Annotated in this window: 25 protein-coding genes and 1 pseudogene; 10 read left to right on the plus strand and 16 right to left on the minus strand. The window is 45.4% G+C overall.

Annotated elements, in window-relative coordinates:
• The first annotated feature begins 110 nt into the window (after nt 1–110).
• From psbQ to F6K57_RS17910, 4 genes are all read left to right on the plus strand, one after another.
• On the plus strand, nt 111–611 hold the full coding sequence (gene psbQ / locus F6K57_RS17895) for a photosystem II protein PsbQ (RefSeq protein WP_293069637.1): 501 nt from the start codon (nt 111–113) through the stop codon (nt 609–611).
• Between the two features lie 235 nt (nt 612–846).
• On the plus strand, nt 847–1,983 hold the full coding sequence (locus F6K57_RS17900) for an FAD-dependent oxidoreductase (RefSeq protein WP_293069639.1): 1,137 nt from the start codon (nt 847–849) through the stop codon (nt 1,981–1,983).
• A gap of 233 nt (nt 1,984–2,216) precedes the next feature.
• Complete coding sequence (locus F6K57_RS17905; RefSeq protein ID WP_293069641.1) at nt 2,217–2,933, plus strand: hypothetical protein; 717 nt, start codon at nt 2,217–2,219, stop codon at nt 2,931–2,933.
• Nucleotides 2,934–2,962: 29 nt separating this feature from the next.
• Nucleotides 2,963–3,793: a biotin--[acetyl-CoA-carboxylase] ligase gene (locus F6K57_RS17910; RefSeq protein ID WP_293069643.1), complete on the plus strand. Its 831-nt coding sequence runs from the start codon at nt 2,963–2,965 to the stop codon at nt 3,791–3,793.
• A gap of 85 nt (nt 3,794–3,878) precedes the next feature.
• Here the strand turns inward: F6K57_RS17910 and F6K57_RS17915 are convergent, their stop codons facing one another.
• The gene (locus tag F6K57_RS17915; protein ID WP_293028244.1) at nt 3,879–4,049 is read right to left on the minus strand and encodes a hypothetical protein; all 171 of its coding nucleotides are present in this window, start codon (nt 4,047–4,049) and stop codon (nt 3,879–3,881) included.
• Between the two features lie 159 nt (nt 4,050–4,208).
• Between F6K57_RS17915 and F6K57_RS17920 the strand changes: the two genes are divergently transcribed.
• Nucleotides 4,209–5,693, plus strand: a complete 1,485-nt coding sequence (locus F6K57_RS17920) for a peptidoglycan DD-metalloendopeptidase family protein (protein ID WP_293069645.1) — start codon at nt 4,209–4,211, stop codon at nt 5,691–5,693.
• A gap of 151 nt (nt 5,694–5,844) precedes the next feature.
• Here F6K57_RS17920 and F6K57_RS17925 read toward each other — a convergent pair whose 3' ends face one another.
• The gene (locus tag F6K57_RS17925) at nt 5,845–6,810 is read right to left on the minus strand and encodes a GDP-mannose 4,6-dehydratase (protein WP_293028250.1); all 966 of its coding nucleotides are present in this window, start codon (nt 6,808–6,810) and stop codon (nt 5,845–5,847) included.
• A 1,077-nt stretch (nt 6,811–7,887) separates the two neighbouring features.
• Between F6K57_RS17925 and F6K57_RS17930 the strand changes: the two genes are divergently transcribed.
• The 3 genes from F6K57_RS17930 to F6K57_RS17940 all read left to right on the plus strand — a co-directional run bounded on the left by F6K57_RS17930 (nt 7,888) and on the right by F6K57_RS17940 (nt 10,126).
• The gene (locus tag F6K57_RS17930; protein ID WP_293028285.1) at nt 7,888–9,609 is read left to right on the plus strand and encodes an SLBB domain-containing protein; all 1,722 of its coding nucleotides are present in this window, start codon (nt 7,888–7,890) and stop codon (nt 9,607–9,609) included.
• 92 nt (nt 9,610–9,701) lie between these two features.
• On the plus strand, nt 9,702–9,902 hold the full coding sequence (locus F6K57_RS17935) for a type II toxin-antitoxin system HicB family antitoxin (protein ID WP_293069647.1): 201 nt from the start codon (nt 9,702–9,704) through the stop codon (nt 9,900–9,902).
• Nucleotides 9,902–10,126, plus strand: coding sequence for a type II toxin-antitoxin system HicA family toxin (locus F6K57_RS17940; protein WP_070395705.1), 225 nt, complete (start codon nt 9,902–9,904; stop codon nt 10,124–10,126). The genes F6K57_RS17935 and F6K57_RS17940 overlap by 1 nt, the downstream gene beginning before the upstream one ends.
• 30 nt (nt 10,127–10,156) lie before the next feature.
• Here the strand turns inward: F6K57_RS17940 and F6K57_RS17945 are convergent, their stop codons facing one another.
• Nucleotides 10,157–10,561 carry a type II toxin-antitoxin system VapC family toxin gene (locus F6K57_RS17945; protein WP_293069649.1) on the minus strand — a complete coding sequence of 135 codons (405 nt, stop codon included), beginning with the start codon at nt 10,559–10,561 and terminating at the stop codon, nt 10,157–10,159.
• Nucleotides 10,561–10,803, minus strand: coding sequence for a hypothetical protein (locus F6K57_RS17950; RefSeq protein ID WP_293028263.1), 243 nt, complete (start codon nt 10,801–10,803; stop codon nt 10,561–10,563). Before F6K57_RS17950 ends, F6K57_RS17945 begins: the two co-directional genes overlap by 1 nt.
• Nucleotides 10,804–11,168: 365 nt before the next feature.
• Here F6K57_RS17950 and F6K57_RS17955 point away from each other — a divergent pair, with 365 nt between their 5' ends.
• Nucleotides 11,169–12,482 carry an acetyl ornithine aminotransferase family protein gene (locus F6K57_RS17955; protein ID WP_293028267.1) on the plus strand — a complete coding sequence of 438 codons (1,314 nt, stop codon included), beginning with the start codon at nt 11,169–11,171 and terminating at the stop codon, nt 12,480–12,482.
• A 245-nt stretch (nt 12,483–12,727) separates the two neighbouring features.
• Here the strand turns inward: F6K57_RS17955 and F6K57_RS17960 are convergent, their stop codons facing one another.
• The 4 genes from F6K57_RS17960 to F6K57_RS17975 all read right to left on the minus strand — a co-directional run bounded on the left by F6K57_RS17960 (nt 12,728) and on the right by F6K57_RS17975 (nt 14,842).
• Nucleotides 12,728–12,850: a hypothetical protein gene (locus F6K57_RS17960; protein ID WP_293028270.1), complete on the minus strand. Its 123-nt coding sequence runs from the start codon at nt 12,848–12,850 to the stop codon at nt 12,728–12,730.
• Between the two features lie 21 nt (nt 12,851–12,871).
• Complete coding sequence (locus tag F6K57_RS17965; RefSeq protein WP_293069652.1) at nt 12,872–13,075, minus strand: hypothetical protein; 204 nt, start codon at nt 13,073–13,075, stop codon at nt 12,872–12,874.
• Nucleotides 13,076–13,188: 113 nt separating this feature from the next.
• Nucleotides 13,189–14,220 carry an alpha/beta fold hydrolase gene (locus F6K57_RS17970; protein WP_293069654.1) on the minus strand — a complete coding sequence of 344 codons (1,032 nt, stop codon included), beginning with the start codon at nt 14,218–14,220 and terminating at the stop codon, nt 13,189–13,191.
• 7 nt (nt 14,221–14,227) lie between these two features.
• Nucleotides 14,228–14,842 (minus strand): class I SAM-dependent methyltransferase, encoded by a 615-nt coding sequence (locus F6K57_RS17975; protein WP_293028282.1) that lies wholly within the window; start codon nt 14,840–14,842, stop codon nt 14,228–14,230.
• 205 nt (nt 14,843–15,047) lie between these two features.
• On the opposite strand from F6K57_RS17975, the pseudogene F6K57_RS42060 reads away from it, so the two are divergent.
• Nucleotides 15,048–15,191: pseudogene (locus tag F6K57_RS42060) on the plus strand (transposase); the annotation flags it as partial.
• A 162-nt stretch (nt 15,192–15,353) separates the two neighbouring features.
• Here the strand turns inward: F6K57_RS42060 and rpsJ are convergent.
• The 8 genes from rpsJ to F6K57_RS18015 all read right to left on the minus strand — a co-directional run bounded on the left by rpsJ (nt 15,354) and on the right by F6K57_RS18015 (nt 24,186).
• Entirely contained in the window at nt 15,354–15,662 is a 309-nt protein-coding gene (gene rpsJ, locus F6K57_RS17980; RefSeq protein ID WP_198954346.1) for a 30S ribosomal protein S10, read from the minus strand.
• A gap of 104 nt (nt 15,663–15,766) precedes the next feature.
• A complete protein-coding gene (gene tuf, locus F6K57_RS17985) occupies nt 15,767–16,996 on the minus strand; it encodes an elongation factor Tu (protein WP_293036344.1) in 1,230 nt (409 codons plus the stop codon).
• Between the two features lie 23 nt (nt 16,997–17,019).
• Entirely contained in the window at nt 17,020–19,095 is a 2,076-nt protein-coding gene (gene fusA / locus F6K57_RS17990) for an elongation factor G (protein WP_293069657.1), read from the minus strand.
• Nucleotides 19,096–19,237: 142 nt separating this feature from the next.
• Nucleotides 19,238–19,708, minus strand: a complete 471-nt coding sequence (gene rpsG / locus F6K57_RS17995; RefSeq protein ID WP_008179641.1) for a 30S ribosomal protein S7 — start codon at nt 19,706–19,708, stop codon at nt 19,238–19,240.
• Nucleotides 19,709–20,303: 595 nt separating this feature from the next.
• Nucleotides 20,304–20,675 carry a 30S ribosomal protein S12 gene (rpsL, locus tag F6K57_RS18000; RefSeq protein ID WP_071106977.1) on the minus strand — a complete coding sequence of 124 codons (372 nt, stop codon included), beginning with the start codon at nt 20,673–20,675 and terminating at the stop codon, nt 20,304–20,306.
• Between the two features lie 88 nt (nt 20,676–20,763).
• Nucleotides 20,764–21,108 (minus strand): iron-sulfur cluster assembly accessory protein, encoded by a 345-nt coding sequence (locus tag F6K57_RS18005; RefSeq protein WP_293036351.1) that lies wholly within the window; start codon nt 21,106–21,108, stop codon nt 20,764–20,766.
• A 272-nt stretch (nt 21,109–21,380) separates the two neighbouring features.
• Nucleotides 21,381–21,809: a cupin domain-containing protein gene (locus tag F6K57_RS18010; RefSeq protein ID WP_075904465.1), complete on the minus strand. Its 429-nt coding sequence runs from the start codon at nt 21,807–21,809 to the stop codon at nt 21,381–21,383.
• 316 nt (nt 21,810–22,125) lie between these two features.
• Nucleotides 22,126–24,186 (minus strand): phosphodiester glycosidase family protein, encoded by a 2,061-nt coding sequence (locus F6K57_RS18015; protein WP_293036355.1) that lies wholly within the window; start codon nt 24,184–24,186, stop codon nt 22,126–22,128.
• Between the last annotated feature and the right edge of the window lie 504 nt (nt 24,187–24,690).

A 24,690-nucleotide genomic window follows, 5' to 3' on the forward strand; every position in this document is an offset into this window, starting at 1 on the left:
CGATATGCGCGTTTTTAAACGGCTATTTGGCTTAAGTACTGCCTTTGACGGATAACTAATTTTAAGGCGTGTCGTAGAACTAAGAATCCCCGCTCATAAGCGGGCGGGGAGTGTCAAGAACCTTAAATAGTTTTCCCGATCGGTTGGCTAGCGAACAAACAATGATGATGAGAAGTTATCGGTCTATTCTGACTGTGATTCTGGCAATGGTGATGACCTTTTTGGTCAGCTGTGGTAGCCCAAGTGCAACCACAGCTCCTACCTACACCCCTGAAAAAATTGCCCAAATCCAGACAAGTGCTACTAGAGTGCTTGAGCTTCGCGAGAAAATGCCAGTTCTCGAAGCCAACATTCAAGACGAAAACTGGGTAGATATTAGTTCATTTATCCATGGTCCGTTAGGAGATCTAGGGCGCAGCAGTAACTATCTGGCTGGTCAACTTCTTCCCAAAGACCAGAAAGCTGCCAAGCAAGCGGCTGAAGTATTGTTGAAATCTTTGGTGAAAATTGACAAAGCTTCTGTAGAGCGCAACTCCGAGCTAGCACTCAAAAACTACGCAGCAGCGCTGAAAAACTTTGATGACTTTTTGGAATTAATTCCCACTAGTTAAAAAGTTATGAAGTATGAAGTGTGAAGTGTGAAGTGTGAAGTGTGAAGTGTAAAGTGTAAAGGGTAAAGTGTGAAGTGTAAAGTGTAAAGTGTAAAGGGTAAAGTGTGAAGTGTAAAGGTGGAATAAAAACCTTATCCATAAGCATAATTCATAATTAACACTTCTGAAATAACACTTCACACTTCATAATTCATAATTCATAATTCAAACTTTAAACTTTAAACTTCATAAAATTGTGAGTAAAGTCGCTATTATTGGATGCGGTATCGTTGGAGCAGCGATCGCATATGAACTTAGTCGGGTAAATGGGCTAAGTATCACTGTCCTCGACCAGCATCTGCCAGCACAAGGCTCTACTGGTGCTGCTTTAGGGGTACTCATGGGTGCCATTAGTAAGAAAGTCAAGGGTAGGGCGTGGCAGCTGCGCCAAGCCAGTATCCAGCGCTATCAGAGCCTGATTCCTGAATTAGAGGCACTCACGGGATACCAGATTCCAGTTAATCGCAACGGTATCTTGAAGCTGTGTTTGCCTGGAGAGGACTTGGCGTCTTGGGAAAAACTAGTACAAACTCGCCTCTCCCAAGGTTGGCAATTAGAAATTTGGGATGTTCCCCAAGTTAAGCACCGTTGTCCTCAGCTAAGTCAAGATAAATTTATTGCTGGAATCTATTCTCCCCAAGACCTACAAATTGATCCAACTATCCTAACTCAAGTATTAGTGGCTGGTGCTGAGGCCAATGGGGTTAGGTTTAATTTTGGAATCACAGTTAGAGGGTTTGAATCCATAGGTTCCGAGCTCAACAATTCTCTCAATTGCTCCCAAATCTATACGGATGCTGGAACCCTAGAGATAGATTGGCTAGTAGTGGCTGCTGGGTTAGGTTCATCTGGGTTGATTAAGATGCTCCAACCACAAGACTTGCAAGTTAGTCAAGCTCTACCTGTGAGTATAAAACCAGTACTGGGACAAGCATTAAAATTGCGGCTGCCCCAGCCCATGGGAGATGAAGATTTTCAGCCAGTGATTACTCGTGATGATGTTCATATTTTGCCAGTAGGTAAGCAAGACTACTGGGTGGGCGCAACGGTTGAGTTTCCCGATGATGCAGGTCATGTGGAAGCACAACCAGCCTTACTGGAGGTGGTCAGACAGAATGCGATCGCATATTGCCCTCCTCTAGCCACAGCAGAGATTATCCACACATGGTACGGGTTACGCCCTCGTCCAGAAGGACGACCTGCCCCTGTTATTGATCAACTGCCTGGTTACAATAATGTTTGGCTAGCAACAGGTCATTATCGCAATGGTGTACTCCTTGCTCCGGCTACAGCACAACTAATTCGGGAACAAATTATTGGATCAGGAAAATAGCTAGAGGTGCGACCCGTGGCGAATTTAATAATTAGATGCGGAAAGCGCACCTATGGTTTTTGTTGAGAGTTAATCTTGACATTTCACAGTTAACCGTCAATCGTCAAAAAACACCGATCAATTAAAATATATAGGTTAAATGTTCATTAACTGATCTTTGTAGGAGGCGCGGCGCAACCTCTCAGGTTTAACCCCAATGGGGTGTCAGGGGAGTATCCAGCCGTGAATTTTTGATGAAATCTCGATGGTTAATCACGAGTTTGCTGATGGTGCTGATGAGCTGTGGCGAGTCGCCTACTCCACCACCTAAGACAACAACAAGTTCCCAACCGATGCCAAGCCCGCCTAATTTAGAGGACACATCTAAATCTGGCAGTTCAAAGTCCACAGCCAAACTGTCTCCTCCGGCATCAGATGCCTTTACTATCTCTGCTAAAGGAATTGGACCGGCTAAGTTGGGAATGACTTTGGGACAGCTAAAACAATCCCTAGGGGATAAAGCAAAATTTGAGGTGAAGTCACCGTTTATTGTCGGTTTCGATGCGATCGCAGTTATCCAATCAGGACAACCCCAATACTATATTCTTTACCCTGCGGGGACACCTATGGGGAATTCAAGCGTAATCGAAGCGTTATTCACCACAAATTCTAACTATCGTACCAGCAAAGGTGTTGGTCCTGGCACATCCGTCAAACTAGCTGAGCAAGCCTACGGTGACGCTACCTTGTCCTTTAACTATGCCAGCGAGTCTAGGGAATACGTCAATTTTGCCAACCTATCACAAGATATAGCCTTTCGCATGGGAGTAGCCGCCAATGATACTAATAATCAGTTTTCTGGCCTTTATGCCTCACCCTTGAAAGAATATAACCAAACCCAGAACTATCGCGACTCAGCGACAATTAAATCTCTAGAAGTCTATTGCCGAGATAAATGTCCTTCACCCTAAATACTCATTTACGTGAGCTTATCATTTAAATGCATGAGAGCTCATTTAATCAACAAGCGTTTGAAATTGCTCTGGAAGCAGTAAGGGAAAAGTTGCCCCTCAACTCCCCAGGCATGGGGAAATTCTCACCAATTCCCCTACAGGTATTTGACACTCTCCCATCCACCAACCAAACCCTTTGGGAATTGCTCAACCAAGGTGCAACAGTTCCCTCGATGGTTATTGCTGGGCAACAGACAGCAGGGCGGGGACAGTGGGGACGACAATGGCAATCTCCAAAAGGTGGACTCTACTTATCCTTAGCTTTAGCTCCCAAGTTACAGGCATTGGACAGCGCCCAGCTAACCATGTGTAGTGCTTGGGGAATTGCTACAGCCTTGAGAGCTTACGCTATGCCAGTGTCTCTGAAGTGGCCCAATGACCTACTGCTTAAGGGACGCAAACTTGGAGGTATTCTAACACAAACCCGTGTGCAACAGGGTCAAATTACCAAAGCAGTCGTGGGTGTCGGAATCAACTGGAGCAATGAGGTGCCGGAATCTGGCATCAATTTGTGCTCATTTTGGCAACCCGAGCCCTCTCCCACTGTGACTTCTATAGAAATGCTGGCTGCCATTGTTTTACAAGGACTACTGTCCGGATATCAACTCTGGTCAGAGGAAGGAATGAATAGTTTGCTACCACGATATCTAGCGCTATTCAATTATCAAGGAAGCCAAGTCATGGTAGAAGGAAATCCAGGCATCATAACAGGGGTAACCCCTAGGGGCGAACTGCGAGTGCATCTACACGATACTCCGACCCCAAAAGAAATTTTGCTCAAGCCCGGTACAATCAGTCTTGGCTATCGTAGTTGTTGAGAACTATTACGGTTAAGGGTCAAATGTTAAGCATCAACTAATCAACAAAACAGGAATTATGGCGTTGCTTAATAATGGAATGATTTTAAGAGTTTTGTGGAATGGGCATCTTGCCCGTTCCTGGCGGTGCGACCCGTGGCGAATTTAATTCGCCAACGGTCGCACCTGTGGAATGGGCATCTGGCCGTGGCATGGGCATCTGGCCGTGGAATGGGCATCTGGCCGTGGCATGGGCATCTGGCCGTGGAATGGGCATCTGGCCGTGGCATGGGCATCTGGCCCGTTACAATTTTCGGGCGGGCAGGATGCCCACTCTACTCCTATTCATTCGAAGACTGACGCAAGGCCGGAATTATGGCTGATAGCTAACAAGCGCGAGTATAACTGTGTAGTAATTATTTTTAGTGAGTCGTAAATGACCAAAGAAAACTCCCCTGGTAGCACCCTGTATAGCATTTTCTACCGATGCCCAAAACTCATCCATGGACTGAGTGTGATGAGTAGTATTGGTGTCCTCAGCAGCGGTATGGTTGTGGCAAAAACTCAGTCACCCATAGAAGCTGTATCAGTCAACACCACTACCAAATCTATAACGGAAGCAGCATTTGATCCAACTCTTATTGCTGCTTTGCCTAAACCTACACCCCCAAGCTCCTTTCCGGTGCCAGCTGTGCCAGTGGCAAAACCAGCTCCAGCAAAAGCTGCTGTCATACCAGTAGCAGCAACCAAGGTCACTAAACCCATTGCCCCACGAGCACCAAAAGCTGCCCGGAAATCAGTAGCTCCCTCCGTGGCTATCAAGGTCAAGAAACCGATTGCTCCACCAGCTAGGAAATCTGTCCGGACAAAAGCGATCGCAGTCAAACCAGTACAGCGTAGAACCCAATTCTCTGTACCAGCTAAAGCCACTGTCGCCAAGCCACCAAAAGTCAAGCTCAATCCAGTAGCATTACAGCCTAGTGTTCCAAAAACCGCTGCTAAAAATAGCTATATTGACCGCACAAACTACAATGTTGGTGCCACTAAACGGTACACTCCCCCCTCGGCAGTTGTCTTAACTGAACGGTCAAGGGGTTGTCGCACCGTAGCCAGAAATGGGCAACTCAGGGGGAATTGTGGTGTTGCCCCGAGGCGTCAACCAATTGCTATCACTGGAGGTAGACGGAACGGTAGAGTAACTCAATTACCCAGACCACGAGTAATTGGTACTCAAACTGCTAGATATAATCCCGTTCGACCAGTCAGATATAATTCAGTTCAACCGGTCAGATTTAATCGGGTCAAACCTGCCAAAACTCGTCCAGCTAAATGGGTTCCTCGTGGGATTAGCGTTGCTCGGAGGAATCGGTCTGTAAGGAAACTTCCTACAGCCTTAGCCTACTACAATCTCACCCAACGACCCTCAGGATTGGCCAATTTCAGGCAATCCAGCTTTGTGTTCCCCGTAACCATTCCTTCTGCCATTAGCTCCCTATTCGGCTGGCGGATTCATCCGATTTCCGGTAATCGCCGTTTCCACGCTGGTACAGATATAGCAGCACCCCTAGGTACTCCAGTTGTTGCTGCCGCTGATGGTGAAGTAGTAACAGCTGACTTCTTAGGTGGCTACGGTTTGACCGTTATGGTGCGCCATGAGGAAGGTACCCAAGAAAGCCGCTACGCTCACCTATCAGAAATCTTCGTCCAACCTGGGGAATGGGTACAAAAAGGAACTGTAATTGGCCGCGTTGGCAGCACCGGTAATTCTACTGGTCCCCACCTACACTTTGAATGGCGGCATGCCACTCCCCAAGGCTGGGTAGCAGTGGATGCTGGCTCCCATTTGAAATATTCTTTAGGTCAACTAGTCCAAGCCTTACAGGTAGCCCAAAATACCTCCTTTTCCCTACGAGGATTTTAGGCTGGTGATAGGGTTATGGGGTGATGCAGTGATGGGGTGATGGGGTAATGGGGACAGAGTTATATCAGCAGCACCAGTTATATCACCGTCTCAGTCCCCAGTCCCTTTTCACCCTTTACCCTTTACCCTTTGCATCCAACCATGCAAGCCTTCACTCAGACAAACTCTCCAACCGAGCTTCCACCATCATTCGCACCACATCCGGCATTTTGTATTGGGCTTGCCAGCCTAACTTATCCCTTGCCTTAGCTGGGTTAGATTTCCCTAAAGCCAAATCAGTTGGTCGGAACAAGCTGCTATCGGTCACCACATGGTCTTGCCAGTCCAAGTCAACTGTAGCAAACGCCGTTGCCACGAAATCTTCTAATTTATAACTCTCCCCTGTCGCTATTACATAATCATCTGGCTGGTCTTGCTGTAGCATTAAATACATTCCTTCAACATATTCAGGAGCCCAACCCCAGTCACGCTTAATTGCCATATTGCCCAAACGAAGCTTCTCTTGACTACCGTTAGCAATCCGACAAGCAGCACTAACAATTTTTTGGGTCACAAATCGTTCTGGTCGTAGGGGAGACTCATGATTAAATAAAATACCAGAGCAGGCAAATAACCCATAGGCTTCACGGTAGTTAGCTACTTCCCAAAACGCTGCTGCTTTAGCAACACCATAGGGACTTCTGGGACGAAAGGGAGTCTGTTCATCAGCTGCTTGTTCTCCTGTATCCCCAAAGCACTCACTAGAACCAGCGTTATAGAGTTTAATGGGAGCACCAGTAAAGCGAATTGCCTCTAGTAAATTAATCGTGCCAGTCGCTATGCTTTCTAGGGTTTCTACCGGTTGTCCAAAAGACAAACCCACTGAGCTTTGCCCCGCCAAGTTGTAGACTTCATAGGGTTGGAATTTTGTCAGCACTTGCAAGACACTGCGAAAATCCGTGAGTGTCATTGATTCCAACTTAACTTGGTCTCGGATACCCAAATACACCAAGTTACTAAAGGAGGACATTTGAGCATCCCGTGACGTGCCACAGACAGTATAGCCTTTGTCTAAGAGCAATTTCGCTAAATAGGCTCCATCTTGACCAGATACTCCACAAACCAGTGCCTTTTTCATTAACTTTTCTCAGGAAATAAACGATTCATGTCATGATAATATTAACTATCCATGTTAGATATCACGAATCGAATTGTACACTATAATAAAGAACAAGAATGCTAATTGATAGCCCTGAGCGACAGTCTTTTAAATTCAGGTAATCATCCTAGATTGTCGTTAAAGTATGGCTAATGCTAATTCATTGACAGCGGTTTGCAATTCAGTCAGGTACAAATTCTTGGGTTTTAGGGAGCAGGGAGCAGGGAGCAGGGAGCAGGGAGCAGGGAGCAGGGAAGAGGGAAGAAGGAGAAAATCCTGTGTACTTGATAGTTATGCAAACCTCCGTATGGATAAATAGGGATAGATATAAATAGGGAGATTATGAGTGAAAGATTAAGGTTAGTGTTGGCAATATCTAAACGCGAGGCCAGCTCTAAATATAGATAGGATTTAGTTGATTACCTAGGTAAATAAAACTATTATAGCATAACTTATAATTATTATTTTAATAATAACTCTTGTTGAAAAAATATTTTCTTGATGCTGTTTTAATCAAGTATTAGTACCTGTTACCTGTTCACGACAACTGCAGCTAAATCTATTGTGTTATTAAATAACTTTTGTTCTATTTTAAATCGTCAAAAAAAAAATAAGACCCCCTTCTGTCTTGATGAATAGCAAACTACTAGTCAAGTATAACCTGCTGACTTAGAGTTGGCAAAGGGTAACAGATTGGTGTCAGTGCTATTATGTGGGTATTAAGAATTAAGTATGACTAATAACTTATAGCAGCAGTTGCTCAGATAGGGAACTTTCCAGCTACGAGTATCCTCTAAGTAGAACAAACCGATAACGGCTCTTTAACAATGTTGCTCTACCAGGCTAATCTATGTGTTCACCAATTGTCAGTTGTCAATTGTTATCAAATCCCAACCACAATCAGAGACGTCATAGTAGTGAGTGCGCTTTACCTATAGCTTGCCGATGAAGGGATGAAACCCTAGACCAGATCAAGCTCACCAATAACCAATAACCAATTACAAATGACAGGCCAAAGAAAGCGTCAACGAAGCCTAAACAACCCTAAACACATTGGTGAGGTGGCTTGAGTCACAACATATTCCGGATTTTCTGCACAATTTAGTGTGTCTTTATCTAGCAAGAGTCAATATGTTTATGATCAATACAGTTAACCTAGGGAAAAAAAGACCCCAAGAGATATTAAGCGAAATTGCTAAGAATCACAGTATTACACCACGATTGACTAGACCAGTTGTGGGTGTAAGCTTACTGGTGGTTTCCGCTATTACCCTACCTACACCTACCCTAGCTCAAATTCCTTCAATCAAGGTACCAGCTTCAACATCCCCGAGCCAGGTACCAGCTCCACCATCCCCGAGCGAGGCACCAGCTCCACCATCCATTGCTGACTTCATTAAGGTGAATCAGAGTAACACGGTATCAGCAGCCACACCCCCTGTGCGTAACTCTTTACCACCAGACAGAGCTTATACCCTTGATGCTGGAGATGTTCTTACCCTGAATATCTTTGATGTTGATGAATACAGTGGTCAGTATCAAGTACTGGTGAACGGTTCCCTTAACTTACCCTTGATTGGTAGTGTATTTGTAAGGGGAAAAACTCTCGATCAAGCTAGCGAACTCGTCACCAGTGCCTTTTCAGTTTACATCAAACGCCCAGTAGTTTCCTTGAGTCTGGTGAAACCCCGTCCTTTAAAAATTTCCGTGGCTGGGGAAGTGAGTCGCCCTGGAGCCTACACCATGGGTCTGAATGAAGGACAGCAATTTCCCTCCCTGACTCAAGCGATTAATTTGGCTGGGGGGGCTACCCTAACAGCAGACGTTAAGCAAGTAGAACTTCGGCGTCTTGAAGGCTCTGGGCAGCGCAATACTTATTATATCAATCTCCAGCAATTGATTAATAGAAGTGATATCAGGCAGGATGTTACCTTGCGGGATGGGGATGAAATCTTGCTCCGAACTACTACTGCTATCAACCCAGAGCAAACCCGTCTATTGTCCAATGCCAGTTTTGCAGCTAATGCCAGCCGTCCGATTCAAGTGGCTGTGGTAGGGGAAGTGGTTAACCCAGGAGCTTATGTGGTCAAGGGAGAAACTCTGGGTAATAATAACATTAACATCGGTAGTGCTGATATCCGTAGCACCAATGCACCACCAACTGTAACTCAAGCGATCGCGATCGCTGGAGGCATTACCCAAGACGCTAATGTTCGCCAGGTTAAAGTGCGACGTTTGACCCAAGGGGGTACACAACAAGAAATTGCCTTGGATTTTTGGCAATTGTTGCGACAGGGTGACCTAACTCAGGATATCCTCTTAAAGGAGGGAGATACAATTCTTGTCACCAAAGCTGACGAAATTGCTCCAGAGGTAGCATTGGCATTAGCAGATTCCAACCTTTCTGCTGCTGCTATCCCGGTCAATGTGGTTGGTCAAGTTAAACAACCTGGTAATATCGAAGTCAAGCCCAATGCTCCTTTGAATGAAGCCTTGCTTGCCGCTGGGGGATTTGATGACGTTCGTGCTGAAAAGGGTTCTGTTGAATTAGTTCGCCTGAATCGCAATGGCACAGTTGAAAAAAGAGAAATTGAAATCGATTTTACGGCTCCAGTTAACGAGGAAACTAATCCGACCTTGCAGCCTAATGATGTGATTATTGTTAAACGGGATGGTGCAGCAACAACTGCGGACAATGTCGAAAGGATTTCGAGACCTGCTAGTGGTATTTTCTCCCTAATTGAATTACCAATTAGATTATTTAATCTTCTATTCTAGTTTAGCTGTCAGCGATCAGTATTAAGCATTCAGCAAATAAGCTGAATGCTTAGTGCTTACCAATTTTAATACTGAGTTTAGAGATAAGTCTGATGAAATGGAGAGTCATTCTTGAGCCTGATCTAGATAACGGAGACTGGGCAGCTTGGTGCCCCGAACTTCCTGGTTGTACTTCCTGTGGTGAAACTCAAGTAGAAGCAATAGAAAATATTCGTGAGGCTATTCAGCTCTACCTTGAACCTGCACCCCTTGAGCTGCATGAAGGTTCTGTGACTTGCGAGGTTACTATTTAATGGGCGATCGGATTCGCCGGATGAATGCTAGACAAGTTGAGGCTATCCTTGCTCGGTACGGTTTCGATCTGATTAGCCAGAAGGGTAGCCACCGGAAGTGGCGCAACTCTCAACAAAACCTTCAAGTTATTGTTCCGTATCACAAAGGACGAGACTTACCGATTGGAACACTGAGGAATATATTTGTGAGTGCAGATATTCCTGAATCAGAGTGGAAAGGCTAGGAAGGCTCTCCCCCTTCCACTCCAGTAAGTTTATAGCTGCCGCCAGTTTTCGGTCTGTAAACCAGGCACTCGATCAAATTCCCGCTGGTTTGCAGTAACCATAACAAGATTATACTGAAGTGCAGTAGCCGCTATCAACACATCGTAAGCACCGATCGGCTGTCCTTGAGATTTGAGGATGGCACGGATTTGAGCCGCTTGTTGAGCTTCGGTGGTGTTGAAAGGAAGAATCCTCACAGAAGCAATAAAGCTGGCGATGATCGGTTCAACTTTCTGGGCGTGTTGAGGATTGAGTGCCAAGCCATAGCGTAACTCCATGACTGTAATAGCAGAAACAGCAATGTCCCTAGGTGGCGTTTGCTTGAGTCTAACTTGAGTGCCAGCTTCACCTTTAATAAAGTCGCTGATCACGCAAGTATCGAGAAGGTATCGCATCAGAATAATTCCGGTTCACGAGGTGGCAGGAGTTGATCACGATAGGACTCGAAAGCCGGGAAATCAGGAATTCCTTCATAAGACAGGACGACATCCGACCACTGGGAAATAGAGCTAGGTGCTGTTTGGATTAGCTGGCGTAACGCTTGGAGAACAAGGGTTTGGATCCCGACATTTGATTCAACCGCTTGGCGGATGAGGTCTTGTTCGAGATCTGGGGGTAGGTCGATTGTAATTTGCATAGGTCAGATTCTTTGTATTAAAGTGTTGAATTTTTATTGAAGTTGATGAGCTTGCGCTCTATTCAGAACTGGTTTTAGGGAGGAATCGAGCCATGTTGGATTATCTGTGCTGATCTCGTATAGCCAGTAACCGCTCACGTATCCAGTAGACATTTCAAAATAAGATGCGAATAGCGCTGGTTGTTTTGGGGAATCAGCTAATGGATGTGGATTGAAATCGGTTTGGAGAAGCTGCTATAAATCTTCTCATTTCTGTCGCCCCTTCTTTTGGGAGCTAGTTAGCTAATAACACTCGCTAACTAGCTCCCCTTTTTGTCCAAAGTCCAATATAATTGCTCTGTTACCCATTGAAAATGATTACTTAAATGCTTAGCATTCCCACCAACCGCACTCAGCCTCGGGTTCCCCAACTGAGAACATCCTTGCCTGGACCCCGTGCCCGGGCGCTTATCGAACGCGATCGCGTCGTGAGTTCCCCCTCCTATACTCGCAGCTACCCGTTAGCAGCTGCCAGAGGTGAGGGCTGTATGGTCGAAGATGTGGACGGCAATGTTTTTCTAGACTTTACTGCAGGAATTGCGGTAACTGCAACTGGTCATGCTCATCCTCAAGTGGTTCAGGCAATACAGAACCAAGCAGCTAATCTCCTACATATATCGGGAACTGATTTTTATTATGAACCGATGGTGAAACTAGCGGAAAATCTAGCTGTACGTGCCCCTTTTCCAGAGTCAGGAGATGGTCGTGCCCGTGTTTGTTTCACCAACTCTGGAGCAGAATCAATCGAAGGTGCTATCAAACTAGCCCGCTACTATACAAAGCGATCGCGAATAGTTTCCTTCCAGGGTGGATTTCACGGGCGCACCTATGGGGCGATGTCTCTAACAGGTTCCAAAATCGTGCAGCGTCAAGGATTTGGACCGTTGCTTCCCGGTGTTACACACATTCCCTATGGAACCCATGCCAGTCTTGATTATCTAGAAGAAAAACTCTTCTCAAGTGTATTGCCACCAGAGGAGGTCGCTGCGATCGTTCTCGAACCAATTCAAGGGGAAGGCGGCTATATTGTACCGTCCGATGGCTTCTTGGAGCGGATTCGCCAGATTTGCTCTCGCCACGGTATCCTGATGATTGTAGATGAGATTCAGTCGGGAATGGGGCGGACTGGGAAACTTTTTGCCATTGAACACTGGGGTATGATGCCTGACATTATTACCCTGGCTAAAGGCATTGCCAGCGGTCTACCTCTGGGTGCTATCCTGTCTAGACCGGAACTAATGACCTGGCCTCCTGGCTCCCATGCTGCAACCTTTGGGGGCAATCCAGTAGCTTGTGCTGCTGCCAATGTCACCTTGGAACTATTACAAGCAGAACTGATCGATAATGCTCACCAGATGGGAGAGGTATTGCAGGCAGGTCTAACTGAACTGGCACAGCGATTTGACCAGGTTTCCTTGCCACGGGGGAAGGGTTTAATGATGGCAATCGATCTAATCGATGCCGATGGAAATCTCGACCCAGACCTACGAAATCGCATTGTGGATGGGGCTTTCTATAAGGGTTTATTGCTAGTCGGTTGCGGTAAAGCAGCAATTCGGTTTTGCCCACCCCTGATCATCAATAGCGATCAGATTCAGGTTGCTTTAGAGATCCTCACTGAGTTGTTTGAGGGAAAATAAAAAAAGTCAATATATAGCAATTCTCAAATAGGTGAGGTACACAAGTTTGGTATTTTAGGGAACAGGGAAAAAATAGGTGTGCGTGCCTTATTAATGTGCGTGCCTTATTAATATGAGAACTGCTAAGCTGTTCAGCATTTAGATTGGGATACCTAAATTGTTCAAAGGGAACAGCGGATATGGGAATAGGGAACAGATAAAAAGCAATTTAAATGCGCATCAGCTTATAACTAATAAATGTAATGTTAATAAGGGAACAAATATGGATCTTCCGTACTTGTTATGATAACTAGACTTCCCGGCAGTTGTCGGGAACAGGGAACAGGGAATAGGGAATAGTGGACAATAATTGACGCAAACACTATCATAAAAATACTTTTGCAAGAGGTCTAATAAACACTTTGGCAAAGGGAATTCGGAGCAGGGAGCAGGGAGTAGTGGGAAGAGGCCGTATTCAGGAAATTTTGTTTGTTAGTTATACCAAGGGAAGTATGGTTTAGGACATAGTCTTTTGCTGGAAAGGGAGCAGGGAGTAGGGAGCAGGGAGGAAAAGATGTCTTAAACTTTACTTCGACTGCTATAAATAGCATCATTTCACTTGTACAGTAAGCTTTCTGAGTGTTTTAACTGGAAATTTAGCATAAAAGGTACTGAATAACCAACTTTTATGAATTAAGAACCTTAACCGACTTGCATTATTTTACTATCAGTCATAGTTGTTATCGCTGTATTTGATCTGGCTTAACATAAATTGAGCCTGCAAATTAATGACTTCTCGATACGTTTCTACTGATTTCCTGTCCCAAAGATTGTGCCCTGCATCAAGTATGTGCAACTGATTTTTTTCGTCATTTTCTGCAAATGCCTTCAGTGCATGGGCATACTGGGGAAATAAGTTGAAGGGATCACCCAAGCTAACCAAAGTTAGGATTGGAGATAGGGATGGTCTAGATGGATAGTCAAAGTCAGGTGTGAAAGTCTTGTAAGCTTCCCAGCTACGCTCGTGTAGGGTCACACCTGGGGCATGGAGAAGGTCAGCCAGAACTTTAGCTTTATCCTCCAAATATTGAACAGTAAACTGAAACAGTTCTGGGTCGGGATGGGGCGGATTGACAGCAATTGCCCCGGCTAGATCATCATAATGCTGGGCATAAAGTATGGCAGCTATACCGCCTTGGCTGCGTCCAGCAATAAAAACTGGGCGGTCAGGATAGAGGCGTGATAACACAAGATGGACGTGGCGAATCACGGTTATAAGGCCCTGTTCGCTGGCAAACTCAAAGGGGGCATTTGAACCCATACCATTGAGGGGCAGGTCAGTTGGAAAAGAGGCTACACGGAACGTCTCACCATCAGGCAGTAATTCAGTTAATAAACTTTGGTTGCTCTTTCGCCCACGTCCACGGTTCTTGCTTTTTCGCCCATGAAAGGTTCCTGCAATATCACATAGTGTCTCGGCAACAGAAAAAGTTGTTCCTGTACCCGGTAATAGAATCAGGATTGCACGATGAGTCTGATCAACTGACTTGTTGGGCTCCAAAATGCCTGTGAAAGCCATCGGTAGATATAACTTCGTGAAGGGCAGCCTTTGTTTAGCTTCGCTGGTTGCACCAACTCGATGAACCAACTCTTGGCTTTCTTGAATCACGTTCATATCCAGCAATTCACGGTGACTAATCTCACGAACCCTCGCCAGTTCCTGGTTAACTTGTTCGAGTTTTTTCAATTCTGAACTCATTTTTTATTTACGATTTAGTTGTATTTCCAATTTTGGATGCTATAAGATACATGGGGTCGTCGTAAATCGGCATAACCTTGGAATCGATAAGAGTCCATTCTGGTTGGTCGAGGACTTCCTGAAGTTGAGGCAAAAAGCTCTGACGTGCTGTGAACACTAAAATTCCTTCAGGCTCAATACTGTCTTGAAGTGTGCTCAGTTCTCCTGGTCCAGCATGGCTCTCGGCAAATACTCCTGTGGCAATGATGCCACTTGCCCTTCCCAAGTTTCTGAATCGTTCATCGCCGATCGAGCAGCAAACTAAGGAGCTATATACGCCTTTTTCAGCCGCTTTGGTTAACATAGCAGGCGATATGTCAATGCCTATCATCTGTTCAAATCCCAACCCAGCCAATGCAACACCAACTAGACCTGTTCCAGCCCCGACATCAAGGATTACACCCTGCTTGTCGTCCATATACTCTGCTAGCATAAATGCCGCTGTCATGGGAACAGGTTCCCATACTCCACCAACATCTACTTCATACTGATCTGCCCATTGATCATAGTTCTGACGTAGCTGATCAAAATTTTGACTTGAACAGATCCACTTCAACCACTCGTTTGGTTGTATCTCAGACATTTTTCTCCCACCACATCAATAGTTAGACATTTTTATAGGATGCTCATCTACTTCGATTTCCTCACCGCCTCATCCGCTCAGTTCCCTTTATCGGCTGTTGTGCCACAAGTGTCTAACTAAAGAGATGTTGGAATCGCTTGTGGAGATATTTCGAAATTTCCTGGTCAAGTGGCAATGCACATTATTATAGTTTGCTGGTGAAGGTGATCATGTTCATTTACATTTTGAAGCACACCCAACCTTTGAACTCGGTCAGTTAATCAAAAACCTAAAGTCTGTCTCAGCTCGTAGAATCAGGTCTGAATACGGTGATTACTTAGCAAAATATTACTGGAAACCTTACTTCTGAAATCATGCCTATACTTTTACTTTCGTAGGTGGGAGAGCAAACCTAGAGACTCTATTAGTTTATAGTAAAAATCAAGATGAACCAGCAAGATTAAAAAGCGTTGGCTCCTATACTAGGGATTAATCCTGTCGGATTTAATCCTAGGATAAGGAGCCATTTTGATCAAAGCTTAACTTCAATATCAACTCCAGCAGGCAAATCCAATTTCATCAGAGCATCAATAGTCTTTGAAGAAGGCTGATAAATATCAATAATCCGTTGGTGAGTACGTGTTTCAAAGTGTTCCCGAGAATCTTTATCAACGTGAGGCGATCGCAAAACACAGTAAATACGACGTCGAGTGGGTAAGGGAATCGGGCCAATAGCTGTAGCATTTGTCCGGTTTGCTGTATCCACAATCTTCTCACAGGAGGTGTCTAGCAAGCGTCGATCAAAGGCTTTTAGTCGAATCCGAATTTTCTGCTGTTGAATAGTTGCCATTTTTTTAATTTTCTAGGTTCTTTTAGGTAAAATAAACATGAATAAAGAGCAGAGAAGCTAGAACTTCCCTGCTCCTACTCTATAGTAGAGTACTGCTATTCGAGAATCTTGCTGACCACACCTGAGCCGATGGTGCGACCACCTTCACGGATAGCAAAGCGCATTCCTTGTTCAATCGCAATGGCGTTGATCAGGCTCACTGTCATTTTGATGCGATCGCCTGGCATCACCATCTCAGCTGTAGAGCCATCGTCAGCAGTAAAGGCATCAATAGTGCCAGTCACATCGGTGGTTCGTACATAGAACTGAGGGCGATAGCCCGAGAAGAAGGGAGTATGACGTCCACCTTCTTCTTTCTTGAGGACGTATACCTCAGATTCAAACTTGGTGTGAGGGGTGATTGAACCGGGCTTGGCAAGTACCATACCCCGCTCAATGTTCTCTTTTTGGATACCCCGTAGCAGTAGCCCAACATTGTCTCCAGCCATCCCTTCGTCTAGGGTCTTCTGGAACATTTCCACACCAGTTACGGTGGTGTTACGGGTCTCTTTAAGCCCGATGATTTCTACCGTCTCACCAACTTTAACCTTACCCCGCTCGATTCGACCGGTGGCAACAGTTCCCCGACCAGTGATGGAGAAGACATCTTCCACTGCCATCAGGAATGGCTTATCCACATCCCGCTCTGGTGTGGGAATGTATGAGTCTACATTCTCCATCAGTGATAGCACCACATCAGTCCACTCATTGTCACCTTTGGCAATGCTTGGATTCTCGGTCAGGGCGTTTACAGCCATTAAGGCTGACCCAGCCACAATCGGGATATTGTCCCCGTCAAAGTCGTATTCGCTCAACAGTTCCCGAATTTCGAGTTCTACTAGCTCTAGGAGTTCTTCATCATCTACTTGGTCTTTCTTATTTAAGAAAACCACGATGTTAGGCACTCCCACCTGCCGAGCTAGGAGGATATGTTCTTTAGTTTGTGGCATGGCACCGTCAGCGGCAGAAACCACCAGAATTGCCCCATCCATTTGCGCCGCACCCGTGATCATGTTTTTCACATAGTCAGCGTGGCCTGGGCAATCCACGTGGGCATAGTGGCGATTTTCGGTTTCGTACTCCACATGAGCAGTATTGATGGTAATCCCCCGTGCTTTTTCCTCAGGAGCTGCATCAATTTCCTCGTAGTTCCTCGCTTTTGCCTTCCCTTGAGCCGCCAATGTCATAGTAATAGCAGCAGTTAGGGTAGTCTTGCCGTGGTCTACGTGACCAATCGTGCCAATGTTGACGTGGGGTTTATTCCTTTCAAACTTTTCGCGTGCCATGAATTACATGTTCCTTTTTTTTGTTATGCGTTCCCTTGATTCTTAGCAATGATGGCTTCTGCCACATTGCGAGGTACTTCATCATAGGTTTTAAACTCCATAGAGAAAATACCCCGACCTTGGGTCTTAGACCGGATATCCGTAGCATAACCAAACATCTCTGCTAATGGAACTTTAGCAGTGACTTTGGCAATGCCGTCTTCAGAACCCATACCTTCAATCTGGCCACGGCGGGAGTTGAGGTCACCCATGACATCCCCAAGGAAGTCTTCCGGCACTTCCACCTCAACTTTCATCATAGGCTCTAGGAGTACTGGGGCAGCCTTCATCACAGCATTCCGCATGGCCATAGAACCAGCAATCTTAAATGCCATTTCTGAAGAGTCTACGTCGTGATAAGACCCATCTACTAGGGTAACTTTCACGTCGATCACTGGATACCCTGCTAGAATTCCCGATTCACAGGCTTCCTTCATCCCCTGTTCAGCAGGAGAGATGTACTCTCTCGGTACAGAACCACCTACGATCTTGGAGACGAATTCAAAACCACTACCAGTATCTCCTGGTTCCAATTCAACAATAACGTGACCGTACTGACCTTTACCGCCACTTTGACGGATAAATTTACCTTCCGCCTGGACTGATTTACGAATCGTCTCTCGATAGGCTACCTGGGGAGCGCCCACATTCGCTTCTACCTTAAACTCTCGCAGCATCCGGTCTACCAGGATTTCCAAGTGCAGCTCACCCATGCCCGCAATCACGGTTTGGTTGGTTTCTGGGTCAATGCTGACCCGGAAGGTAGGGTCTTCTTCAGATAGGGCTTGGAGGGCTTTGGATAGCTTCTCCATATCCTGCTTAGTTTTTGGCTCTACTGCCACCGAGATTACTGGTTCTGGAATAAAGAGGGATTCCAAAATAATGGGAGACTGCTCGTCACAAATAGTATCCCCAGTGATAGTATGCTTTAAACCAACGGCAGCCCCCAAGTCTCCAGCCCGCAACTCCTCTACTTCAATGCGGTCATCAGCCTTCAAGACAATCAAGCGAGATATTCGTTCCTTCTTACCCTTAGTGGAATTGAGGATATAGCTCCCCTTCTTGAGTACCCCAGAGTATACCCGCAGGAAAGTTAGGCGACCATAGGGGTCTGCCATAATCTTGAATGCCAGAGCTGACATAGGAGCCTCGTCATCAGCCACCCGCTCGACGGTTTCACCCTTAGGCATAGTACCTTGAATTGGCGGAACATCAATCGGAGCTGGTAAGTAATCAATAACCGCATCCAACAGCAGCTGAACCCCTTTGTTCTTGAATGCAGAGCCACACAACATAGGAACGATTCTGCCCTCAATGGTTCCTTTGCGCAGGGCTTCACGAATTTCCTCTGCCGTGATTTCCTCTCCTTCAAGGTACTTCTCAATTAACGCCTCATCAGTTTCAGCCACCGATTCCACTAGTTTGGCACGGTATTCTTCGGCTTGCTCTTTGACTTCTTCAGGAATTTCTGTATCTTCGATGTCAGTTCCCAAGTCATTGGTGTATATCTTGGCTCGCATCCTCACCAAGTCAACAATGCCTCTAAATTCGCTTTCACTACCAATCGGGATTTGGATGGGAACAGCATTGGAGCGCAATCGGTCACGAACTTGCTCATAGACCTTGAAGAAGTTTGCTCCTGTGCGGTCCATTTTATTAACAAACGCAATTCGAGGCACCTGATAGCGGTCTGCTTGCCGCCAGACGGTTTCAGACTGAGGCTGGACACCACCTACGGAGCAAAACACAGCAATCACACCATCCAATACCCGCATGGAGCGCTCAACTTCAATGGTGAAGTCAACGTGACCGGGAGTATCGATAATATTAATCCGATGCTCTCGCCAGTTGGTGCTAATTGCAGCAGCAGTGATCGTGATTCCCCGCTCCCGCTCTTGGTCCATCCAATCAGTTACAGCTGTACCTTCATGGACTTCACCAATTTTGTGAACAATTCCGGAATAAAACAGGATTCGTTCAGTTGTTGTTGTTTTGCCCGCATCAATATGAGCTGCAATGCCGATATTGCGTGTTTTATCAAGCGGGATGGTGCGTGCCACGGTTACCTCCTTTGTCTGGTGCCACCATTTCCTCACCAGGTAGCTATCTATTTACAATTTTATACTTTTTTTAAGTTTTTTTAGGCATTTGTGGACATTATCCTATAGCTACCAGGTTCTTGTTCTAGGCTTTTTAGGATAATTAGTACCGATAGTGGGCAAAAGCTTTATTTGCCTCTGCCATTCTATGGGTTTCTTCACGCTTGCGAATAGCATTTCCGGTTTCATTGGCAGCATCCATCAGCTCATTAGCCAATTTGCTAGCCATGCTCCGACCGGAGCGACTTCTGGAGAATTTAATCAGCCAGCGTAGGGCTAGAGTAGTCCCTCGCTCAGCCTTTACTTCCATAGGAACCTGATAGGTTGCCCCACCAACCCGGCGAGCCTTGACTTCTACTAGAGGGGTCAAGTTACGCACAGCTTTTTCAAAGGTTTCTATGGGATCAGCTCCAGTTCTTTCTTCAATGATTTTCATTGCGTCATAGATAATTCGGTAGGCAAGGGATTTCTTGCCATGACGCATGAGTCTACACCCCAACATACAAATCAGGCGACTGTTATAGACTGGGTCAGGGGGGACAGGACGCTTTTTAACAACTGAGCGACGAGACATAAGTAAGCTTAAGAAAAAATCAAAAATACAGTTTACTATTAAAAATTAACCAAGGCAATCAACTACACTCCTGTGATTAATCCTAGTGTGATTAACCCTGGTGTGATTAACCCTGGTGATACAGTTAGCTTTTGACACTCCCGTCGCTAAATCGAACGCGCCCCGCGTCGGGCAAAGCCCGTAGATTATAGCGTTCGCGTAGCGGCTCCTAGGTCGCTGGGATTCTTAAGAATTTTACACTCTTAATGGCTGAGCCAAACAGCCTCTAAACCCTCCAATAAAATTATTGGGCTTACTTTTTAAATTTTTGGTTTATGCTTGATTCAGAGGCTTTTCAGCTTGCGCACAAACCGCTACTCTTTCGAGGGCATTAATTATTAATAATGCTCAAATTATCAAGGAAGCGCAACAGTTCTAGTCTCCAATTCCCAAGGGGCTGTGTGGGTCACCTGCGGGAGCACTTTATACGCCCGGTCTTCCGCTAAGTCGGTCGGCTATAACGGGAGTCCCCTTGGGGTTTAGATGGGCGTGGGTGAGAACACAGCAACTCTATTGCTGAAAGTCTCTTACTTTAGAGGAGTCAATTCTCGTGAGTTTACTTAGGGCGCTTTGTCCCATACTTAGAACGACCTTGACGCCGATCCTTAACTCCTGCCGTATCAAGGGTACCCCGAATAATGTGATATCGCACTCCAGGTAAGTCCTTAACACGACCACCTCTGATCATAACGACGGAGTGTTCTTGTAGGTTATGACCAATACCAGGAATATAGGCTGTTACTTCAAATCCTGAAGTCAGACGAACCCTTGCCACCTTTCGTAAGGCGGAGTTGGGTTTTTTGGGTGTAGTTGTGAACACCCTAGTACAAACACCACGGCGCTGGGGACATTGTTTCAGCGCTGGGGACTTAGTTTTCTTCTTAGCTTTGAAGCGCTCGCTACTAATGAGCTGCTGAATGGTGGGCATGAGTTACGGCTTAATAAACATTGGTTGATTGAACTTAATCAACTACAAACAAACCAAAGGTGATTATATCGCATTTAACACTCTGGTGTCAATCTGAATCCTTTGATGGGTCTACACGAAAGGAATTACCGCAGCCGCAGCTTTCTGAAGCTTTAGGGTTATGGAAGCGAAACCCTCCTCCCATCAGGTCTTCTGAGTAATCTAGAGTTAAGCCATTGATAGTTTTTAGGCTTTCCGGGTCTACGATGACACTGATGCCATCACAGTCATAGACCTGATCCTCATAATTGATCACTTGCTCAAAGTCAATAGTGTAGTAAAAATCAGCACACCCACCCTGGCGGACACCTAGACGCAATTTGGCGTCTGGGTTTTGACGCTTGGACTGTACACGTCTAATCTCACTCGCAGCAGCTTTACTCAGTTTAATCATTAACGATACTAACTATACGCAACAACTAGCACCAGCTAATGTTACCTCAAAAAGGAATAGTCATTAATCATTAGTCATTAGTAATTGGTCACTGCCAAGAGGCTTTTTTTGACCTACTAAAAACTTCTAACTAATGACTAATGACTACTAACTAAAGAATTGTCAGCTGTCAGCCGTCAAGATTAAACGAATGCTTACCTCTTTTATTCAAAAGCTTAAAGCTGATTGCTGATAGCTGATTGCTTACAAATACTTACAACTAATGACTTAATCTATTTGTCTTCTGGTTTGCTGCGGGCATAGTCATCTTCAAAGCGAATAATGTCATCTTCTCCGAGGTATTCTCCATTCTGGACTTCAATTAAAACGAGGGGAATAACACCAGGATTCTCTAGTCGATGAGCATAGCCTTGGGGAACATAGGTTGATTGATTTTGATGAATAATTTCTTCTTTATCGCCACAAATAACTTTAGCTGTACCACTGACAACAATCCAGTGTTCGCTCCTATGGTAGTGCATCTGCAAACTTAAGCGATGACCCGGCTTGACTTCAATGCGCTTGATTTTGTATCCCCGTCCTTCTTCTAAGACAGTGAAAGACCCCCAAGGTCGTAGTTCGGTAGCGGCAACGCCTTCAGCTACTCGGGATGACTGTAGGGTAATGGCCGAAACTTGAGAAATTTCTTTTGACTGAACCATGGTTTTGTTCCTGAAAACGTCTAGCTAAGTGATTTTGGGAAAGTTTACTAATTGCTTACTAATTCTAGGTTAGACAAAATCAAGGGTAATTGACTATCGAAAAATCTAGCAAACTATAACTAAATTTTTCAGGCCAAATTAGTGGATTACCTGAATTTATATAAAGTCTTTACACTCTTATATAGTTATCTTTACCTAAGTATCAGCTGAATAAACCTATAGTTAAGGGATTCGTGATTTACAAAAATCTTAATAAATCTGAACACTTCATACTTCCTTCATAGTTAATACTTAATACTTAATACTTCTTAAACTATCAGGGAACAGGTGTAAAAAAGATGCCCAGACCGTTGTTAACTGGTGCTGCTGTATAGGGAGACCGATCTAGGAGTTGACCACCTAGATAAAGTCCAGTTGAGCTACCCCCGTCAAGATTGAGGGCACTAATGGCTCCCAATTTCTGCATCAACTGAGCTGTTTCCCTTAAGGTTGGGCCGTCTCCAGTATGACTATACTGAAAAGCAGCAATAATCAATGTGCCATTAGCAGTGGTTCCGATAGCACTGCGTGGAGCAGACTGCTGAATAAAGGCATCACTAAATTGTTCCGATTTGCCATCCAAAACAATTTTTCGATCTTGTAGTAGCAGTGGTCCACCACCGAGAATATGGGGGTAGCCATTGAAGTCAGCAGGAAACGTACTCCCCTCAATTCGCACTTGGGTACCGATACTAAGATCATGAACGGCTGTGCTGTTGGCTCTAAGGGTAACTAGATAGCCATTGGGGGGGATAGGAAAGGCTTGCTGACCGGCAAGTCCTCCAGGCAACAGATGGGTGACCGAGTTGTTCTGGACAACTACAATGATTTCATGATCAATTAAGGGAGTGTAGGTTGGTCCGAAGGCGGGAGTGTAGCGGGCAATGCCAGCTTTGACATAACCACTGTTGACGAATAGTACTGGCAAACGTTTCCGGTTTGAGGTAACTAAGGTTTCGGTGAGGCTGAGTCGTCCCAGTTTAAAGTGACCGCGATCATTCCAAGCGATCGCTCCCCGATTCAAAATTGGACCAGATAACCATCGACTGTCACGGCGAATTGCTCCTAAGGGCAATTGGTTGTTACGGTTGAAAAAGCCAGCATTAATTGCAGCAGATGCTTGCCACCACTGAGCAGCTTTAATTAGTGGGGCTGTTCCCACTTGGGTCGTAGCATTACTGCCAATGGGTCTGAGGCGTAACCGGTGAGATTTGGGGTCAACCTCCAGCCACACCACTGGGAAGCTAGTATCTTTGAGACTAATCAACTGCTGACGCCACTGGATGCCGGGTGCCCAGAGAATATTTTTCTTTACCATGGCATCGGGTCGCAAATCAATCACCAATCGAAAAGGGTTAGGCAAGGTGAAAACTCGCAGACGTTTACCTTTGGGGAAATCCACCCTGAGCCTAGTTTGGTTCTGATGGCTTTCTAAGCGGATAACCGGTTTATCCATAGGAGCACCCACGGAAATGGGAGCTACATCTTCAGGCCCTTGGATCTTGGTAGCCTCTAGAGCATTAAAACCCTTGACTAGTGACAGGTCCGCTGAGGCAGCTACTGTAATCACACCTTCAGTGCGTCGGTCATTGACTTGCCAGAAGGTTGGGCGGTCTAAATCAAGAACAATACGATTACCCCAAGGCTGACGTCCCTGGCGAATAGCCTTCACCCTGGCTGGCATGGAAGAGATATACAGCTTATCCCCGTGAACTTGTAACTGCCAACCTGCTGTTTTGGCAAAATCGGTAATATCTAGATATCGATAAGCACCACTAACTTGGCTGGGGAAGACTACTGATGTACTCCGGGGTTTAGAAAACCACCGAATCGGTTGCTGGGTAAAATCTTTACTATTGAGCATTTCTATCCCCAAAGTTTGCATCGCTCCTACATCACTGATGCCAGTGCGCACTGAGGTTCCCACCAGCCACTGCTGCCAAGGTAAGTTGATCCGCTGACCATTTAAATACACTTGAAACCCTTGTCGGATCACCTGGGGGGGGACAGAGAAAAATTCTACCTCTAAGGTGTTATCAGGCATGGGTGGTAGCTCTTCCAATAGTTTCTTCCCCTTTAAAACTAGGATGTTCTCCTGGGTGGTTTGGGATAAACTTTGAACGAGGACAGGGGTCTCTTCATCTGCTGGGGGCAACTGGTTAAGTAACTCTTTAAAGCTATTTAAGATTAAGGGTTCAATTGCTCCAACTCGCCTATTTGCCGTAGCTACGGATGCTGGGAATAGAATTAGGAGCAAGAGGGTAATGGCTAGCTTGGAGATCTTAGTCCACACTTTTGTAGTATCAATTCCGGTCTTTGGTGTTACTCTAGTCACCATCAAAGGGTTCCATTGAGCATTGGTTGCAGCTAGTAGCCTGTTTCCTCAAAGGACTGATTTGGCTGAAAGCTATCCTTTCATAGCCTAAATCAGTCAGCAAAAACTATAGAGAAGGTTTAATTTCAAATACTCTTAACCTAGGCTCTAGGCATTGAGGCTCTAGGCATTGAGGCTAAGTGGGTTCTAAAAAAGTTATGAAGCGCTCCGGGTCAAGCACGGAGGCCCTCAACTCCCCCTTTTGTAAGACCTAAGACCATGAGCCTAATACCTAGGCATTTAGAGAGGAGATGCCACCTGGTCTAAACTAAGACTGTGATGAAGGCTACTGTGACAACATCAAGTCCTGTCACTGTAAAAGAGTCGTTAAGAAAGCTATTTTGAGTTTCGCTCAATGGTCTGGAAGACTGCTACGGTAAATCCACGAATTTCTTCCGGAGTAAAATTTTCAGTAGGTTTATGGAGAAATTAGGTATTGCTATCGCTAACCTATTTCTTATATCATGA

Source organism: Moorena sp. SIO4A5 (assembly GCF_010672005.1).
Classification (GTDB): Bacteria; Cyanobacteriota; Cyanobacteriia; order Cyanobacteriales; family Coleofasciculaceae; genus Moorena.

Excerpts from the sequence above, each read along its gene's own strand:
- F6K57_RS17940 (WP_070395705.1), top strand. The coding sequence starts at position 9,902 with ATGGGCGATCGGATTCGCCGGATGAATGCTAGACAAGTTGAGGCTATC.
- F6K57_RS17935 (WP_293069647.1), top strand. The coding sequence starts at position 9,702 with ATGAAATGGAGAGTCATTCTTGAGCCTGATCTAGATAACGGAGACTGG.
- F6K57_RS17975 (WP_293028282.1), bottom strand. The coding sequence starts at position 14,842 with ATGTCTGAGATACAACCAAACGAGTGGTTGAAGTGGATCTGTTCAAGT.
- F6K57_RS17910 (WP_293069643.1), top strand. The coding sequence starts at position 2,963 with ATGCATGAGAGCTCATTTAATCAACAAGCGTTTGAAATTGCTCTGGAA.
- rpsL (WP_071106977.1), bottom strand. The coding sequence starts at position 20,675 with ATGCCCACCATTCAGCAGCTCATTAGTAGCGAGCGCTTCAAAGCTAAG.
- tuf (WP_293036344.1), bottom strand. The coding sequence starts at position 16,996 with ATGGCACGCGAAAAGTTTGAAAGGAATAAACCCCACGTCAACATTGGC.
- F6K57_RS18010 (WP_075904465.1), bottom strand. The coding sequence starts at position 21,809 with ATGGTTCAGTCAAAAGAAATTTCTCAAGTTTCGGCCATTACCCTACAG.
- F6K57_RS18005 (WP_293036351.1), bottom strand. The coding sequence starts at position 21,108 with ATGATTAAACTGAGTAAAGCTGCTGCGAGTGAGATTAGACGTGTACAG.
- F6K57_RS17945 (WP_293069649.1), bottom strand. The coding sequence starts at position 10,561 with ATGCGATACCTTCTCGATACTTGCGTGATCAGCGACTTTATTAAAGGT.
- F6K57_RS17970 (WP_293069654.1), bottom strand. The coding sequence starts at position 14,220 with ATGAGTTCAGAATTGAAAAAACTCGAACAAGTTAACCAGGAACTGGCG.
- F6K57_RS17965 (WP_293069652.1), bottom strand. The coding sequence starts at position 13,075 with ATGATGCTATTTATAGCAGTCGAAGTAAAGTTTAAGACATCTTTTCCT.
- F6K57_RS17915 (WP_293028244.1), bottom strand. The coding sequence starts at position 4,049 with ATGCCCATTCCACGGCCAGATGCCCATGCCACGGCCAGATGCCCATTC.
- F6K57_RS17925 (WP_293028250.1), bottom strand. The coding sequence starts at position 6,810 with ATGAAAAAGGCACTGGTTTGTGGAGTATCTGGTCAAGATGGAGCCTAT.
- F6K57_RS17905 (WP_293069641.1), top strand. The coding sequence starts at position 2,217 with ATGAAATCTCGATGGTTAATCACGAGTTTGCTGATGGTGCTGATGAGC.
- F6K57_RS18015 (WP_293036355.1), bottom strand. The coding sequence starts at position 24,186 with ATGGTGACTAGAGTAACACCAAAGACCGGAATTGATACTACAAAAGTG.
- F6K57_RS17950 (WP_293028263.1), bottom strand. The coding sequence starts at position 10,803 with ATGCAAATTACAATCGACCTACCCCCAGATCTCGAACAAGACCTCATC.
- F6K57_RS17955 (WP_293028267.1), top strand. The coding sequence starts at position 11,169 with ATGCTTAGCATTCCCACCAACCGCACTCAGCCTCGGGTTCCCCAACTG.
- rpsG (WP_008179641.1), bottom strand. The coding sequence starts at position 19,708 with ATGTCTCGTCGCTCAGTTGTTAAAAAGCGTCCTGTCCCCCCTGACCCA.
- F6K57_RS17920 (WP_293069645.1), top strand. The coding sequence starts at position 4,209 with ATGACCAAAGAAAACTCCCCTGGTAGCACCCTGTATAGCATTTTCTAC.
- F6K57_RS17960 (WP_293028270.1), bottom strand. The coding sequence starts at position 12,850 with ATGATAGTGTTTGCGTCAATTATTGTCCACTATTCCCTATTCCCTGTT.